The following is a 13,241-nucleotide window of genomic DNA, read 5'->3' as shown; positions in this document are numbered from 1 at the left end:
GGGCTGAGGGGTTGCCGGTGGGGGGAGCACCAGTGGCTGCAGCGCCGATCGGATGGAGCCGAGCCAGAGTGAATTCAGCCCGTTTCTCCTTCATGCCATCGCCCCGGGGCATGGTGTTCATCCGCAGCCGGCCTTCAATCAGCAGCCGCTGCCCTGTCTGCACACGGTTCTGTAGCTCCTGGGCCAGGTTGCCCCAGCCAACCACCTTCAATTCGCCTGGCGGATCACCCTCCCGCAGGGGGTCAAAGCGCACGGCCATCTCCGCAATGGGAGTCTGGTTGTCTTGGGTGTATCGAACCGTCGGTGCGTCGATCACCTCCACTTCGAGCACGCAATGGTTCATGGCTTGAGCTGGTGTCGGCGCACATCCTGATGCAAGGGCCCGCGAATGACCAGCGTCGTGTCCTGTTGCTGGCTGGAACTGGTGAGGGCCCGCGCTTGGTGCAGGAGCTCTCCCGCTTCAACTGGCGTGTGAGCGTGAGCGTGGTGACCTCAAGTGCGGCGAAGGCTTACGCGGGACTGCCGCTGGAGCGGATCTCGATCGGTGCCCTGCAAGGGGTTGGCGGAATCATTGCCGCCCTGCATCAGGCCGGACCTTTCCGTTGGGTGGTGGATGCCACGCATCCCTTTGCAGCTCAGATCAGCCATTCCCTGGTCACCGCCTGTGCTGCGGTGGGCCAACCGCTGCTGCGTTATGAGCGTCGCCGCGAACCGCTTGGAGCTGCCTCCCTCGTGGCTGATGCCGAGGCATTGGCACTGCAGCCGCTCCAGGGCCAGCACCTGCTGCTGGCTATTGGGGGTCGCCATCTTCCGGCGATGGCTGCTGCTATACGCCGCGCTGGAGCCATCCCCTATGGCCGTGCGCTTCCGTCACCTGATGGATTGCGCGCAGCCCTGCGGGCGGGTTTGCCCCCGGATCACCTCGCCGTGGTGCGTCCCCTGCAGGGGGAGGTGCCGGGGGCGATCGAGCGGTCCCTCTGCCAACGCTGGGGCATCGGTGTGGTGCTGTGCCGCCAGTCTGGTGGTGTGACGGAACAGCTCTGGCATCAACTCACAACAGAGCTGGGGCTGAACTTGGTGCTGTTGCGCCGTCCGTCCCCCCCCGATGGCATGGCTTGTGTCGAGGATGTGAGCAGCCTTTTGGATCGGCTTGAGCGAGATTGAAGCGTGTGGGCTGGTGCTTGCCCTCACCACGGAAGCGAACGCCGAGCGCGCCCAACAGCTGGCTGAGGTCTTGCTGGAGCGCCATCTGGTGGCGTGTGTCTCCATTCACCCCGTTCAGTCTTTCTACCGCTGGGAGGGGGCCCTGGAGCATTCCCATGAGGTCCAACTGCTGATGAAGACCTCCGCCCAACATCTGGAGGCGCTTCGCTTGGCTGTGTCAGAACTGCACAGCTACGACACACCCGAGTGGTTGAGCTGGCCGGTGACCGCTTCACCGGCCTATGGGGCTTGGGCCCTGGCTGAGCTCAGTGCAGATGCGTCGCCGCCAGCTGCTTGAGGGAGACCTGGGAGCGTGCCCCCAGTTGCGTCACGATTTGACCAGCGCAGAGAGCACCAAGCTGACCACAGCGTTCGAGGGATTCGCCCTGGGTGAAGGCATGTAGGAATCCCCCGGCATAGAGGTCGCCTGCTCCTGTGGTGTCCACCAGGTCGCCCAGGCCGAAGATGCCAATATCCCAGCGTTGGTCTCCACTCAGCACGACGGATCCCTGAGCTCCACGGGTGATCGCGATGACCGAGCAGCAGCCGCGGACCCGGTCGAGGGCCTGATCGAAATCCTCGGTTTCGTAGAGCGACTGAATCTCGACATCGTTGGCGAACAGCACATCCACATGGCCATTGACCAGCTCGAGGAAACTCTCCCTGTGCCGATCCACGCAGAAGCCATCCGATAGGGAGAGGGCCACCTGTCCTCCTGATTCTCGGCAGGCTTCTGCGGCGGCGATAAAGGCTCGCTTGGCGGCTGGGCTGTCCCAGAGGTACCCCTCCAGATAGAGCACTTTGGCCTGCTTGACCATCGAAAGATCGAGATCCTCCGGCTCCAGCTGGGTGGAGGCTCCCAGGAAGGTGCACATGGTCCGCTCCGCGTCGGGCGTGACGTAAATCAGGCAGCGCGCTGTTGTGGCTCCGCTAGTGGCCGCTGGGGTTTCAAAGCGTGCACCAACGGCTCTGATGTCGTGGCTGAAAATGGTGCCGAGTTGGTCGTCACGGACACGACCGATAAAACCAGCGCGACCGCCGAGCTGGGCGATCCCGACCATGGTGTTGGCGACAGATCCACCGGAGGTCTCAAGGCCAGGACCGCTCGCCTTGTAGAGGGTCTCGGCCTGTTGCTCATTGATTAACGCCATGCCTCCTTTCTGGAGGCCGTTGTCAGAGATGAAGCTGTCGTCCGTCTGGACCAGAACATCCACGATCGCGTTGCCGATGCCAACGACATCGAGATTGCAGGTGCTGGGGAAACGGGTCTCAGGCGACATCGGTGCTGTGAAGACAGCACCGAAGTATGAACCTCAGAGGCTCAGGCGCTCAACAACGCGCGTTTCGGGCCATGGATCGGATCTTCTACAACGATGGTCTGATCACGGCTGGCACCAAGGGAGACGATGGCGATCGGCACTTCCATCAAATCCGCGAGGAAGCGCAGATAATCCATGGCCGGTTTGGGGAGATCCTCAAGACTGCGGCATTCCTCGGTTGAGCATTGCCAGCCAGGCAGTGTTTTGAAGATGGGTTTGCACTGGGCGAAGTCCTCGGCACTGCTCGGGAAGTGCTCGATCCGCTCGCCGTTGAGCTCATAAGCCACGCAAACCTGGATCTCGTCGAGTTCATCCAGAACATCCAGTTTGGTCACGGCCAGACAGTCCAAGCCGTTCACCTGCACGGCATAGCGACCGATCACCCCGTCAAACCAGCCGCAGCGCCGCCGCCGGCCCGTGGTGGTTCCGAATTCCCCACCGCGTTCGGTGAGCTGATCATTCAGGCTTCCGCTCAGTTCCGTGGGGAACGGGCCCTCACCCACGCGGGTGGTGTAGGCCTTGGCGACGCCAATAACACGGTCAATCAGAGTCGGACCGACGCCAGCACCGATGCAGGCCCCTCCGGAGACGGGATTGGACGAGGTGACGTAGGGGTAAGTGCCATGGTCGAGGTCCAACAGCGTGCCCTGGGCTCCTTCGAACAGGATGTTTTTGCGATCCCTGGCAGCCTGGTGAATGGCTTGGGTGCATTCCACAACGTGGGGTGCGAGGCGCTTCCCGTATTCCAGATATTCCTTGATGACATCCTCGGCATTCAAAGGAGCAACGCCGTAGATGGTTTCAAGAAGTTCGTTCTTTTCCTTCAGAGGCCCCTCAAGGCGTTCCCTAAGCCGTTGTTCGTCCAGCAGGTCGATCACGCGGATGCCGCTGCGCTGCGACTTGTCCGCGTAGGTGGGGCCGATTCCGCGGCCAGTTGTTCCGATCCGACGCGCTCCGCGTTGCTTCTCCATGGCCTGATCGAGCAGGCGGTGGTAAGGCATCGTCACGTGAGCCGTGGATGCCAATCGCAGGCCCGAAATATCGATGTCATTGGCGATGAGCATGTCGAGCTCACCAAGCATCACCTTGGGATCCACGACCGTTCCTGACCCAATCAGGCAGATCGTGTCGGGATAGAGGATTCCAGAGGGAATGAGGTGCAATTTCAGGACACGTTCGTCAACGACGATCGTGTGGCCTGCATTCACACCACCCTGATAGCGCACCACCACATCTGCGGAGCGGCTGAGGAGATCGGTGATCTTTCCTTTTCCCTCGTCACCCCACTGCGCTCCGATGACGACAACGTTGGCCAAGAACACGGCGGCCCGAAGCCGCAGATCTGCACAATCCGCGAGTATCTCAGATCTCGGGTGGCCTCGTCAAAGCGTGTGTCCAGGGACTCAGCTGCCCCTAACTACAGACTTCTCGGCTTTGCTGAGTTCCTTGGCGATCCGGTCATGGAGTGCCTCAGGAAGGGGACGGTTGGCATACGAGGTGTAGTGACCCGCCAGAGAGTTCAGTGCGGTCTGCATGGTTGTGAAGGAGCTGAGTCCGTTCACGCGCGGCTGAGGCCGGTAGCGGGACATGTAGTCGTTGATCAGTGTCCGAGCATCCGCTTCGGCTTCGGCGTGGGTTGGATCGTCCTGGGGCAGGTCGATCACCGTTCTCAACGTGCGGGAGACCGCCACGGTGTCTTCCACGTAATTGCCGCTCAAACGGGCTTCAGCATCACCACTGCAGGCCGTTAGAAAAAGGCATAAGCCCAGGCCGAGCGCTACGGCAGCCCGGCTCAAGGGGCGAAGCAGGCGTGTCAGTGCGGAGAGCATGAAACCCTTGAGAATCTGTTGACTTTAGGGGTGGAGTGCCTTGATCAGGCAAGACAAGGCCTCTGCGTGGGGAAGCTTCTGCACCTCTCGGTTGCTGCGGCGAACCAGCTCAACGACGCCATCGGTTGCGTCGCGTCCCACCACGATCCGCCAGGGAATACCGATCAAATCCGCGTCTTTGAATTTGACGCCCGCTCGTTCCTTTCGGTCGTCGATGAGTACGTCGACCCCTGCCTGCTGAAGTTCTTCATAGAGCGTTTCCCCCAGTTGGGCCTGGGTCGCGTCCTGAATGTTGGCGACGACCACAATCGCTTCGTAGGGAGCGATTGTGGTTGGCCAGCAGATGCCACCGTCATCGTGATGCTGTTCGACAGCAGCCTGCGCCAGCCTGGAAACGCCGATTCCATAGCAACCCATCCAGAACGGTTCGGTCTTGCCGTTCTCGTTGGTGAACCGACTTTCCATGGCTTCGGAATACTTACGGCCCAACTGAAAAATGTGGCCGACTTCGATGCCACGTTTTTCAGTCAGCCGTGATTCCGCGTTGTGTCGACAGGCGTCGCCCGCCCGTGCATTGCGTAGATCCAACCTTGTTGGCTGTTGCTTGAGGGCGGCCCAGCTGGTGTTGAAACGGTGCTGATCTGGCGTATTCGCTCCACAAATAAAACGACCCAATTCAATGGCTGTTTCGTCTGCCAGACGCAGGAAGGCTGGCTCCCAGGTCTTGGCTCCCTGCAGGACGTCATCGGACAAGTCAGGCCCGATGGATCCGAAGGGGATGGGATTGATGTCTTGGCGGTTTTGATCGTCTGGCGTGATCGGCCGGCAATCGAGGACGCCCTTGCCGAGGATGCCGCTAACGGCGTTGACGACTTTGGTGGGGTTCAGGTCCTGGTCACCACGAAGGCTGACCAGCAGGGGTTGGAGTGTGTCGTCGTCCAAGGCCGCCACAAAAAGCAGCACCTTCACCACTTGGCTTGGATCCCAGCCTTTGGCGTCGCAGAGGCTCTCGATGCTCCCCAAACCAGGGGTCGGGATGCACTCCTCAGGGCCTTCGGGTAGGGGCGATGCCTCTGGGGCAATCGAAACAGCCTTCTCCTGATTGGCCGCGTATTGCCCGTCATCGCTGATCAGGATCAGGTCTTCCCCGGCATCCGCCGTCACCATGAACTCCTGGGAGGCTGCACCTCCGATCGCCCCGCTGTCGGCATCGACGGGGACGGCAGCGAGTCCGCACCGTTCAAAAATGCGGCGATAGGCCTGATCCATCAACCCGTAGGTCTCGCGAAGGTCCGCTTCGCTGGCATGGAAGGAGTAGGCGTCCTTCATGATGAATTCGCGACCTCGCATCAGACCGAAGCGAGGACGGATCTCGTCTCGGAATTTGGTCTGGATTTGATAAAGGTTCACCGGAAGCTGCCGGTACGACCTCAACAGCTCACCTGCGAGGTTCGTGATGACTTCTTCGTGGGTTGGTCCAAGCCCCAGCTCTCTGCCTTGCCGGTCTTCGAGGTGAAACATGATGCCCTCGCCAGCTGTGTAGCCCTGCCAGCGACCGCTTTTCTGCCAGAGCTCTGCAGGGTGCAGCTGTGGAAGCAGGGTCTCCTGGGCGCCGGCGCGGTTCATCTCCTCACGCACCACGGCTGTGATTTTTTGAAGCACCCTCCACATCAGGGGTAGATAGGCGTAAATCCCTGATCCAATGCGACGGATGTACCCAGCACGCAGAAGCAACTGATGCGAGGTGATCTCCGCTTCGGCGGGAACATCCCGAAGCGTCACCAGCAGCAGGCGGGAGACGCGCATCGATCGCAAGAAAACGAGATTTGGAAGCTATCACCGCTCCGGAAGCATGCCGATCGCAGAAGTGTCCGTTTTGCTGGGATTCCACTGTGCGCCCTGAGTCTCGGCTGCTACCGTCCAGCTCATTCCAGCCTGTCCTAGGCCCGTCTCATGTTTCCTCGGTCCGTTGAGTCTGTGGCGTCACACGTTCAACAACAGGCAGAACTTTCCATGGATTCAGCCCAAGCTTCCGCGCAAGCTGAGGCCTTGGTGGGAATCGACGACGTTCAGAAATCTCTCAATCGTTCTCGCGCATCGGTCTACCGCTACACCAACACAGACCCTCGCAACCTCAATCCTCCCTTTAACCCTCGCAAGCTGAATCCGGAGTACCGCAGCGATCAGAAAGATGCGCTGATGTTCCATCCCAACGAAGTTGCACGCTTCGCCAAGGATGTTCTGCGCATCAAGGAAGTCACTGTTGAGGTGCTGAACTCTCCGTCAACGGCGACGCAGCAGATTCTGGGATCAATCCTTGAAGAGCTCCGTCTGATTCGCACCCATCTCGAAGGCAGCGTGCAGCCACCTTCTGACCTAAGCGCACGTCTCGACCAGCAAGATCGTCCTGCTGCTTAATGATCCCTGCATCTGTCTTTGGGCAGTGACAGAATGAAGTGATCAACGTTGTGATGAGAAGAGGGAGTCCTTGTGACTCCCCGTTCTATGGCCTCAGATGCTTTCCTCCCGTCTGGCGATGACGCCATCGCGTCGTCCGAGACGGATGAGCCGTTTAGTCGTAGCGCCTCTTTGACGGCCGTAACTGGACTGCTGATTGCTGTTGTCAGCTTCAGCGCTCCTCTTGTGGCTGTGATTACGGATCGAACGTTCTCCTCTCCGCGACTGATCCCAACCGCCTCGCATCGGAATGGATCTCCATCAGCTCCCCCCGTCTCCTTCGCAAGGATTGGTGAATCTCATCGTGGAGATTCCGGCAGGAAGCAGAAATAAATACGAATATCTGGCTGAGGCTGGCGTCATGGTGCTCGACAGGGTGATGCACTCTTCGGTGCGCTACCCCTTCGACTACGGCTTCATTCCCAACACGCAGGCGGATGACGGATCTCCCCTGGATGCCATGGTCATCATGGCCGAGCCCACTTTTGCTGGCTGTCTGATCAAGGCCCGCCCTATCGGGGTTTTGGATCTGTATGACCTGGACGTCTACGACGGGAAGATCTTGTGTGTTCCCGATGCGGATCCCCGTCAAGACGAGATCCGTAGCATTCGCCAGATTGCGGCATCACAGCTTGAGGAGGTCGCTGAATTTTTCAGGACTTACCGCACGCTGCAAGGAGGAGTTGTGTCGATTGATGGTTGGCGTGACATCGATGCGGTCCAGCCATTACTGGATTCTTGTATCAGCGCGGCCAACTGATCTCAGAAAGGTCCGCTTGATTTGGCCAGTTGCTTGTAAGTTGGTGCGCACTGAGATTCGCCGAAACTGTGCCCACCATCCGATTCGAGCAGGAAGACCAGCAGGTTGGCTGCATCGAGGGCGCGAATCTGCGAAAAGCTGCACTTGATGCAGGCATCAACCCCTACAAGAGCCTCAACAACCTCAACAACTGCAGTGGCGTTGGTCAGTGCGGCACCTGTGTGATGGAGGTGATCGAAGGTCAGGGCAATCTTTCGCCCCGCAGCGACGTCGAAGAGGTGTACCTGGCTGACCGGCCTGCGAACTTCCGCTTGAGCTGCCGCACCACCGTGAACGGTGATGTGACGGTTCGCACCCGTCCAGCCGAAGGTGTTGGCCGCGGCTCCAACAGCCTCGTTGGTGCGATCAAATCCCTGTTTGGCCGCTGAATCTTGGCGGGGATTCTCCAGGTCTACAGCTACAACCGCTGCAGCACCTGTCGGAAGGCGTTGGCATGGCTGTCTGAGCGAGGAATCGCCCATGACGTGCATGACATCACCCTGAACCCACCCTCCAGGGAGCTGCTCTCGGCGGCTTATCAATTTTTTGGTGAGCGGAAGCTGTTGTTCAACACCAGTGGCCAGAGCTATCGAGCCATGGGAGCTGCATCAGTGAAGGCCCTCACCGATGACGAGGCTCTCGATGCTCTGGCTGCCGATGGGAAACTGATCAAACGTCCGTTTGTGGTGGTGGATTCCTCCACGTTTCTGATCGGCTTTAAGCCTGATCTCTGGGAATCGACGCTCCAGGGCTGAAATTCAATCCATCCAATTCGCTGATCAGGGCATCGACATCTCCCTGGTCACGGATCTGACGGAAGCTCGAGCGTTTGATGTCTTCCAGCAAGGCCACGAGCAAATCCTGACTTCGAGTCAGTACAGGGCCATGTTCAAGCATGTGTGCAAGTTCCTCCCACAGCCGATCGAGGGCCTCTGATCCCAGGGATTCGAGGACATGGTCGCGCTGACCGATGCGGTTGCCGGCTCCCTTCGAGAGGTCGAGGACTGAGGTCACCATGCTTTCCGCCATCTGGCGGCTGAATTCCGATTCGGCGTTTTGCAGTCCGGGGAGCCGCCGCAAGGCGTCAGGCACCACGTTGCGGTCCAAACTCTGCTGCACCAGATGGCCGATCAAGGCTTGCAGTTGCGGGCGCATGGCTGGGCCAACACGGGTCAGCAGCAGTGGCAGCCATAACCGCAGCAACTCGACCACCTCCCGCTCATTATTCAGATCACTGCTTTGGTAACTGCACAGTCCGCGCACCCTCTCCGGCAGTTGCGGAGATCGGATCAATTGCTGGAGGGTGTCGACGAGTCGGATCGCGATGACCTCGAATAGCTCCACGGCTAACAGGGCCACCACGCCGCGGCTGATGACTGCACGAAGAGGTTCCAATTGCAGCAGCCCTGCTCCGCAAAGGCGCTCTGTGACAGGGATCACCCTGAGCCAGCGCGCAAATGGAAGCAGCAGTGGCAGGTCGATCCAGCGACGTAACAGGGCGTCGCGCCAGCGGATCGCGGGGTAGCGCTGTTTCAGGCGCAGGGTCCGCAGAAGGATGTCGAGGAGGAACAGGAGTTGAAACGGAGTGTCGATGCGCCAGCTCAGATCGCTGGGTCGTCCGTTTTCGTCGATGCTTCGCCAGTAATTGCTTTCCACCAGGGGCACGATCTGCTGGCTCCAGAACTGACGCTCCTGGCTCCAGGGGGATTGCTCGAGATGCTCGGGGCTCAGTAGAAGGTTGGCCGATGCGCGAGCTGATTCCAGGCCGGTACGTGCTCGGAGTCGGTTCTTGAATTTCTCAAGCGCACCGGCATTGCCTGAACTGATGAACGGGTTGCTGTCCATCAGCCCCGTGGTTAGAGCCGCCTGCTGCTTCAGCAGATCGCTGCTTTCAGGTGTGCGCGAACCGTTTTTCAGGAGTGCTTGATCCAAGGCGCTATATGCCTTGAGATAAGCCTCTGTGTCGCGATGGGGTTCGATGCCCTTTAAGGGGTCCAGAAGTGGGGTGATGTCCGGCAGCCAGGGCAGAGGGACCACCAGGGGCAGTGATGGGACCGGATAAAGATTGCGTTGAAGCCAGAACGTGCGCAGGGGGATGTAGGTGAGATCAAGAGCGACCCAGCTGAGATTGATTGCGGCGATGACGGCAATGGCCTGGTCCCACCGGCGCCAGCTGAGCAGGCCTCGATGGGGCTTGAGTGCTTGCCAGCGTGGACGGATCATGGGGCCTGCAGGCTCCCCCTATCGTGGGTCGAAAGATTGAGCCTGCCCACATTGAACGCGGAGAAAGGGCCTTCTGATGTGAAGGGCAGAGTGAGCGCGATTTGGGAGTTCTGGGCCCCGTTTCTGTTCACGGTCTCGCTGTATCTCTTGCTTCGGCAATTCGCCTTTGAAGCGCGTTATATCCCATCGGGATCGATGCTTCCTGGCCTGCAGGTTGGCGACAAGTTGATCGTTGAGAAACTTTCGTATCGGTCCCGCCCTCCCCAGCGTGGTGAGATCGTCGTGTTCAATTCCCCAAGTGCGTTTGATCCCGTCTGGAAACTGGAGTCGGGGCAACCGAATCCACTGAAGTGCGGCATCGTCACCTTCCCAGGCATCAGTTGGGTTGTCGATCGCGTCCTGGTGCAGCGCTACCCGGAATGTGAGGCCTGGATTAAACGGGTGGTCGGTGTTCCTGGCGATGTTGTTGAGGTCAACAGTCGCGGCGCTGTGAGCATCAACGGCACAGCCTTCAAAGAGCCTTACGTCACCAACTTCTGCTCGGATCGGGATGGAATGATCGGCTGCAAAGGTCTGTATGCCGTCGTGCCCGAAGGCAACGTTGTCGTTTTGGGTGACAACCGTCGCAACAGCCAGGATGCACGTCGTTGGCCCGGGGGGCCGTTCCTGCCCGACGATCAGATCATCGGGCGTGCTGTCTTCCGCTTCTGGCCGCCTGCGCGGATCGGTCCGCTCAGCAACTGAGTCCGCAGGCCACAACACTGCCCTGAAGTTCACGTCCCAGCCAGGGAATGTTGGCAGCGCGCGGAGCTCCAGGCGTGCTTTTCTCGACTGACCAGCGTTGCTCGGGATCGAACAGCAGCCAGCGCCGGCTGCCCTGCTCGAGCTGTTCAGGGGGCTGATCGATCAGGGCCGACGGCCCAAAGCTGAGGGCTTGCCAAAGATCTTCAACGGTCCAGCGGCCCGATTGCACCAGAGCATTCCAAAGCGCTGGCAGCACCAGATGGTGGCCGCTGAGGCCTGCCGGACGCTGGTCACCCGGCAACAGCATGTCCTCGGCATCCAGAGGTACAGCGTGGACAGCCACGGCAGTAATGATTCGCTGTTGAACGGCCTGGATCAACTGGTCACGATCCTCCGGACCCCCGAGGGAGGGGCAGACGCGCCAGCCAGGGTCGCTGTTGGCCAGCATGCTGCGGTCGTTCAGGAGATGCCACCAGCTCACGCTGCTCAGGGGAGGGAACTCGCAGCTGGCGAGTTGAACAACCGCTGCTGCCGTGGACAGATTCATGAGTCGCAGTTGTCGTTCCGGATGGCGTTGATGCAGCAACAGCAACTGGCTGAGCGGAAGGGTCTCGCTGGTGATCGGATCCGCTGGCCATCCGGCCCGCAGTGTTTCCACGCCTTCCCGCACCAGACCCTCCCCCTGCAGAGAGGGATCCCGGGGTGCCACGAGCACTGGGCATCCCCCCATCTCTCCGAGCAGCAGTCCCCGTTCCAGCAACGGGGTTGGAACCATGGCGACATCGTCTGCCAGCCCGATGGCACCGTGTTCGAGCAGATCGCCATGGGGGGCAAGTTCATCTGCCTTGCCGCCGCGGCTGAAGCCTCCCCAAAGGTGCAGGCGAACTGTTGCTGCTTGATCCTGATCGAGGCTGAATCCCTGGAGCTGCTCCGGGCAATCGCGCCAGTTGTTGCTGCGGGGAAGCAGGGCAATTTGGCCGTAGCCCCCTGCGGCGGCACAGTGCCGCAGGCTCACGGCTGTTTCCTGGTCCCCACTGAAGGGGGTCTCAAGGATGGAATGGGGATCAACCAGGCAGGGGGCGACCAGTTGATCCGGTGCTGGGCTGGCCTTGATGCCCAGGCCCAGGGCCTGCTGCCGGGCGTCGTCGTCAAAGCCGACCAGCACCCCCTGATCGATCAGAACTGCACCGAGCTGAACCGTGTGTCCGGGGCCACGCAGGATGCGCACCGGATCCAGCAGCAAGGTGTCGTTCATGACGTCAGAGAGCGCCTGCTGCCGTTCGGTCAATCACGCTTCCGAAATGGGAGGTGAGGTTGAGGCAGGTCACCACTGCAGGCTGGCCTGGATCGGCGGCAATGTCGACCACCGTGACGCCACCGTTGCCCTGTTTGACGGCCCAGATGTCGGCTGGAGTTAGGCCAAGCAGGTCGCACAGAATCGTCTTGTTGACGGCGTCGTGGGCCACCACCAGCACCGTTTCCTCAGGCTTCAGCTCACCAGCGATCTCTCCCCAGCTCCGGACGGAACGGGCCCACACGTCCTGGATGGTTTCCCCCTCAGGCATCTGCACGGTTTCTGGAGCACGCTTCCAGGTGTCCAGCAGCTCCGACCAGCCGTCTCTGATCTCGGATTCGAGCTTGCCTTCCCACAGTCCGTGTCCGATCTCCACCAGTCCATCGATCTGGGTCAGGGGCACATCGGGATGCGCCTCGAGAATGATCTGGGCTGTTTCCGTTGGCCGCGACAGGGTGCTGCTCCAGGCCCGATCGATGGGGATGTCTTTGAGGAAATCACGGGCGGCCGCGGCTTGACGGCGACCGTTGCTGTTAAGCGGAATGTCGATTTGTCCCTGGAAGCGGCCTGCCTTGTTCCAGTCGGTCTCGCCGTGCCGCACCAGGATCAGCCTGGCGTTCTTGCCCTTCTCCGGCAGAGGTTGCAGGTGTGTGGTGCTGTTCAGGCATTCGATCTGCACCTGGGGGCGATCAACGCCGGGATGGAGGTTGAAGATCGAGAGGGAGGTGTTGTCGACGCGGAGCCGTCGAAAACCATTGTCTGGTTCTCCCAGCAACACCAGCATCAGGCAGCGCAGGATGGCGTTGTGGGCCACCACCAGCACCGTGTCATTGCCATCGACGGGATGGCGCTGCAGCAGGTTGGTGATGAATCCACGCGCCTGCTCCATTAGCTCCGCCAGGGGCTTGTAAGACGAACCGTCCCGACGTTGAAGTTCCAACCTCATCGGTTGCTGTTTCCAGATGCTGTAAGCCTCTGGTGACCCTTCGATGAGCTCATCGATGGTTTGCCCGGACCAGGGTTCTAGATCCACTTCCAGCAGGCCGTCATCGAGCAGAACATCCGGTGCCTGACCGGCATGAGCCTCCAGCAGGCTTGCGGTTGTGGCGGCAGCCCGTTGCAACGGCGAGCTGTAGATGGCGTGGAAGCTCACCTCCTGCAGCGAGCGGCCCAGGGCCCTTGCCTGTTCATGACCCTCATCACTGAGGTTCGAAAGATCATCCCGACCCTGGATGCGCCGCTCCTTGTTGAAACTGCTGAGACCGTGGCGGACCAAAAGAAGACGAAGGGGCACGGTTCAGCTCAGCGTCAGGGCGCGGCCATCGTATGGAAGCGGCCTTTCGGGGGGACAATCGTGGGGAGTTGACGCCAGC

General features: G+C 60.3%; 15 protein-coding genes. 7 read left to right on the top strand and 8 right to left on the bottom strand.

What is annotated here, in order from left to right:
- Positions 1–343, bottom strand: a 343-nt coding sequence (locus FZX13_RS05910; RefSeq protein WP_226408167.1) for a single-stranded DNA-binding protein, incomplete at its 3' end; no start/stop codon positions are given.
- A 29-nt stretch (positions 344–372) separates the two neighbouring features.
- On the opposite strand from FZX13_RS05910, the gene FZX13_RS05905 reads away from it, so the two are divergent.
- Both FZX13_RS05905 and cutA read left to right on the top strand, forming a co-directional pair.
- Positions 373–1,164 carry a precorrin-6A/cobalt-precorrin-6A reductase gene (locus FZX13_RS05905; protein ID WP_226408340.1) on the top strand — a complete coding sequence of 264 codons (792 nt, stop codon included), beginning with the start codon at positions 373–375 and terminating at the stop codon, positions 1,162–1,164.
- On the top strand, positions 1,151–1,501 hold the full coding sequence (gene cutA / locus FZX13_RS05900) for a divalent-cation tolerance protein CutA (protein WP_226408165.1): 351 nt from the start codon (positions 1,151–1,153) through the stop codon (positions 1,499–1,501). Before FZX13_RS05905 ends, cutA begins: the two co-directional genes overlap by 14 nt.
- Here cutA and FZX13_RS05895 read toward each other — a convergent pair.
- From FZX13_RS05895 to FZX13_RS05880, 4 genes are all read right to left on the bottom strand, one after another.
- The gene (locus tag FZX13_RS05895; protein WP_226408163.1) at positions 1,470–2,483 is read right to left on the bottom strand and encodes an adenosine kinase; all 1,014 of its coding nucleotides are present in this window, start codon (positions 2,481–2,483) and stop codon (positions 1,470–1,472) included. The genes cutA and FZX13_RS05895 overlap by 32 nt on opposite strands.
- 41 nt (positions 2,484–2,524) lie before the next feature.
- Positions 2,525–3,844 carry an adenylosuccinate synthase gene (locus tag FZX13_RS05890; RefSeq protein ID WP_170951252.1) on the bottom strand — a complete coding sequence of 440 codons (1,320 nt, stop codon included), beginning with the start codon at positions 3,842–3,844 and terminating at the stop codon, positions 2,525–2,527.
- 81 nt (positions 3,845–3,925) lie between these two features.
- On the bottom strand, positions 3,926–4,351 hold the full coding sequence (psb27, locus tag FZX13_RS05885) for a photosystem II protein Psb27 (RefSeq protein ID WP_226408161.1): 426 nt from the start codon (positions 4,349–4,351) through the stop codon (positions 3,926–3,928).
- A 24-nt stretch (positions 4,352–4,375) separates the two neighbouring features.
- The gene (locus FZX13_RS05880) at positions 4,376–6,157 is read right to left on the bottom strand and encodes a proline--tRNA ligase (RefSeq protein WP_226408159.1); all 1,782 of its coding nucleotides are present in this window, start codon (positions 6,155–6,157) and stop codon (positions 4,376–4,378) included.
- 147 nt (positions 6,158–6,304) lie between these two features.
- Here FZX13_RS05880 and FZX13_RS05875 point away from each other — a divergent pair, with 147 nt between their 5' ends.
- From FZX13_RS05875 to FZX13_RS05860, 4 genes are all read left to right on the top strand, one after another.
- Complete coding sequence (locus tag FZX13_RS05875; RefSeq protein ID WP_370630781.1) at positions 6,305–6,769, top strand: resolvase; 465 nt, start codon at positions 6,305–6,307, stop codon at positions 6,767–6,769.
- Between the two features lie 289 nt (positions 6,770–7,058).
- On the top strand, positions 7,059–7,568 hold the full coding sequence (locus FZX13_RS05870; protein WP_115095123.1) for an inorganic diphosphatase: 510 nt from the start codon (positions 7,059–7,061) through the stop codon (positions 7,566–7,568).
- 68 nt (positions 7,569–7,636) lie between these two features.
- Positions 7,637–7,996, top strand: coding sequence for a 2Fe-2S iron-sulfur cluster-binding protein (locus FZX13_RS05865; RefSeq protein ID WP_115095124.1), 360 nt, complete (start codon positions 7,637–7,639; stop codon positions 7,994–7,996).
- A 3-nt stretch (positions 7,997–7,999) separates the two neighbouring features.
- Positions 8,000–8,362 (top strand): arsenate reductase family protein, encoded by a 363-nt coding sequence (locus FZX13_RS05860; RefSeq protein WP_226408155.1) that lies wholly within the window; start codon positions 8,000–8,002, stop codon positions 8,360–8,362.
- Here FZX13_RS05860 and FZX13_RS05855 read toward each other — a convergent pair.
- Positions 8,325–9,830 (bottom strand): hypothetical protein, encoded by a 1,506-nt coding sequence (locus FZX13_RS05855; protein WP_226408153.1) that lies wholly within the window; start codon positions 9,828–9,830, stop codon positions 8,325–8,327. The genes FZX13_RS05860 and FZX13_RS05855 overlap by 38 nt on opposite strands.
- A 78-nt stretch (positions 9,831–9,908) precedes the next feature.
- Between FZX13_RS05855 and lepB the strand changes: the two genes are divergently transcribed.
- Positions 9,909–10,574 (top strand): signal peptidase I, encoded by a 666-nt coding sequence (gene lepB, locus FZX13_RS05850; protein ID WP_115024334.1) that lies wholly within the window; start codon positions 9,909–9,911, stop codon positions 10,572–10,574.
- Here the strand turns inward: lepB and FZX13_RS05845 are convergent.
- Positions 10,564–11,829 carry a dihydroorotase gene (locus FZX13_RS05845; RefSeq protein ID WP_226408338.1) on the bottom strand — a complete coding sequence of 422 codons (1,266 nt, stop codon included), beginning with the start codon at positions 11,827–11,829 and terminating at the stop codon, positions 10,564–10,566. The two genes, lepB and FZX13_RS05845, sit on opposite strands and share 11 nt — an antisense overlap.
- A 4-nt stretch (positions 11,830–11,833) precedes the next feature.
- A complete protein-coding gene (locus FZX13_RS05840; protein WP_115023957.1) occupies positions 11,834–13,162 on the bottom strand; it encodes a histidine phosphatase family protein in 1,329 nt (442 codons plus the stop codon).
- Between the last annotated feature and the right edge of the window lie 79 nt (positions 13,163–13,241).

It is taken from the genome of Synechococcus sp. MU1625, assembly GCF_020514205.1.
Classification (GTDB): Bacteria; Cyanobacteriota; Cyanobacteriia; order PCC-6307; family Cyanobiaceae; genus Parasynechococcus.
This window is presented reverse-complemented; position numbering and strand designations above follow the sequence as displayed.

Bases quoted from the DNA above. Each gene is read 5' to 3' on its own strand.
- FZX13_RS05880 (WP_226408159.1), bottom strand. From the start codon at position 6,157: ATGCGCGTCTCCCGCCTGCTGCTGGTGACGCTTCGGGATGTTCCCGCC.
- FZX13_RS05875 (WP_370630781.1), top strand. From the start codon at position 6,305: ATGTTTCCTCGGTCCGTTGAGTCTGTGGCGTCACACGTTCAACAACAG.
- FZX13_RS05895 (WP_226408163.1), bottom strand. From the start codon at position 2,483: ATGTCGCCTGAGACCCGTTTCCCCAGCACCTGCAATCTCGATGTCGTT.
- FZX13_RS05905 (WP_226408340.1), top strand. From the start codon at position 373: ATGCAAGGGCCCGCGAATGACCAGCGTCGTGTCCTGTTGCTGGCTGGA.
- FZX13_RS05870 (WP_115095123.1), top strand. From the start codon at position 7,059: ATGGATCTCCATCAGCTCCCCCCGTCTCCTTCGCAAGGATTGGTGAAT.
- FZX13_RS05855 (WP_226408153.1), bottom strand. From the start codon at position 9,830: ATGATCCGTCCACGCTGGCAAGCACTCAAGCCCCATCGAGGCCTGCTC.
- FZX13_RS05845 (WP_226408338.1), bottom strand. From the start codon at position 11,829: ATGAACGACACCTTGCTGCTGGATCCGGTGCGCATCCTGCGTGGCCCC.
- psb27 (WP_226408161.1), bottom strand. From the start codon at position 4,351: ATGCTCTCCGCACTGACACGCCTGCTTCGCCCCTTGAGCCGGGCTGCC.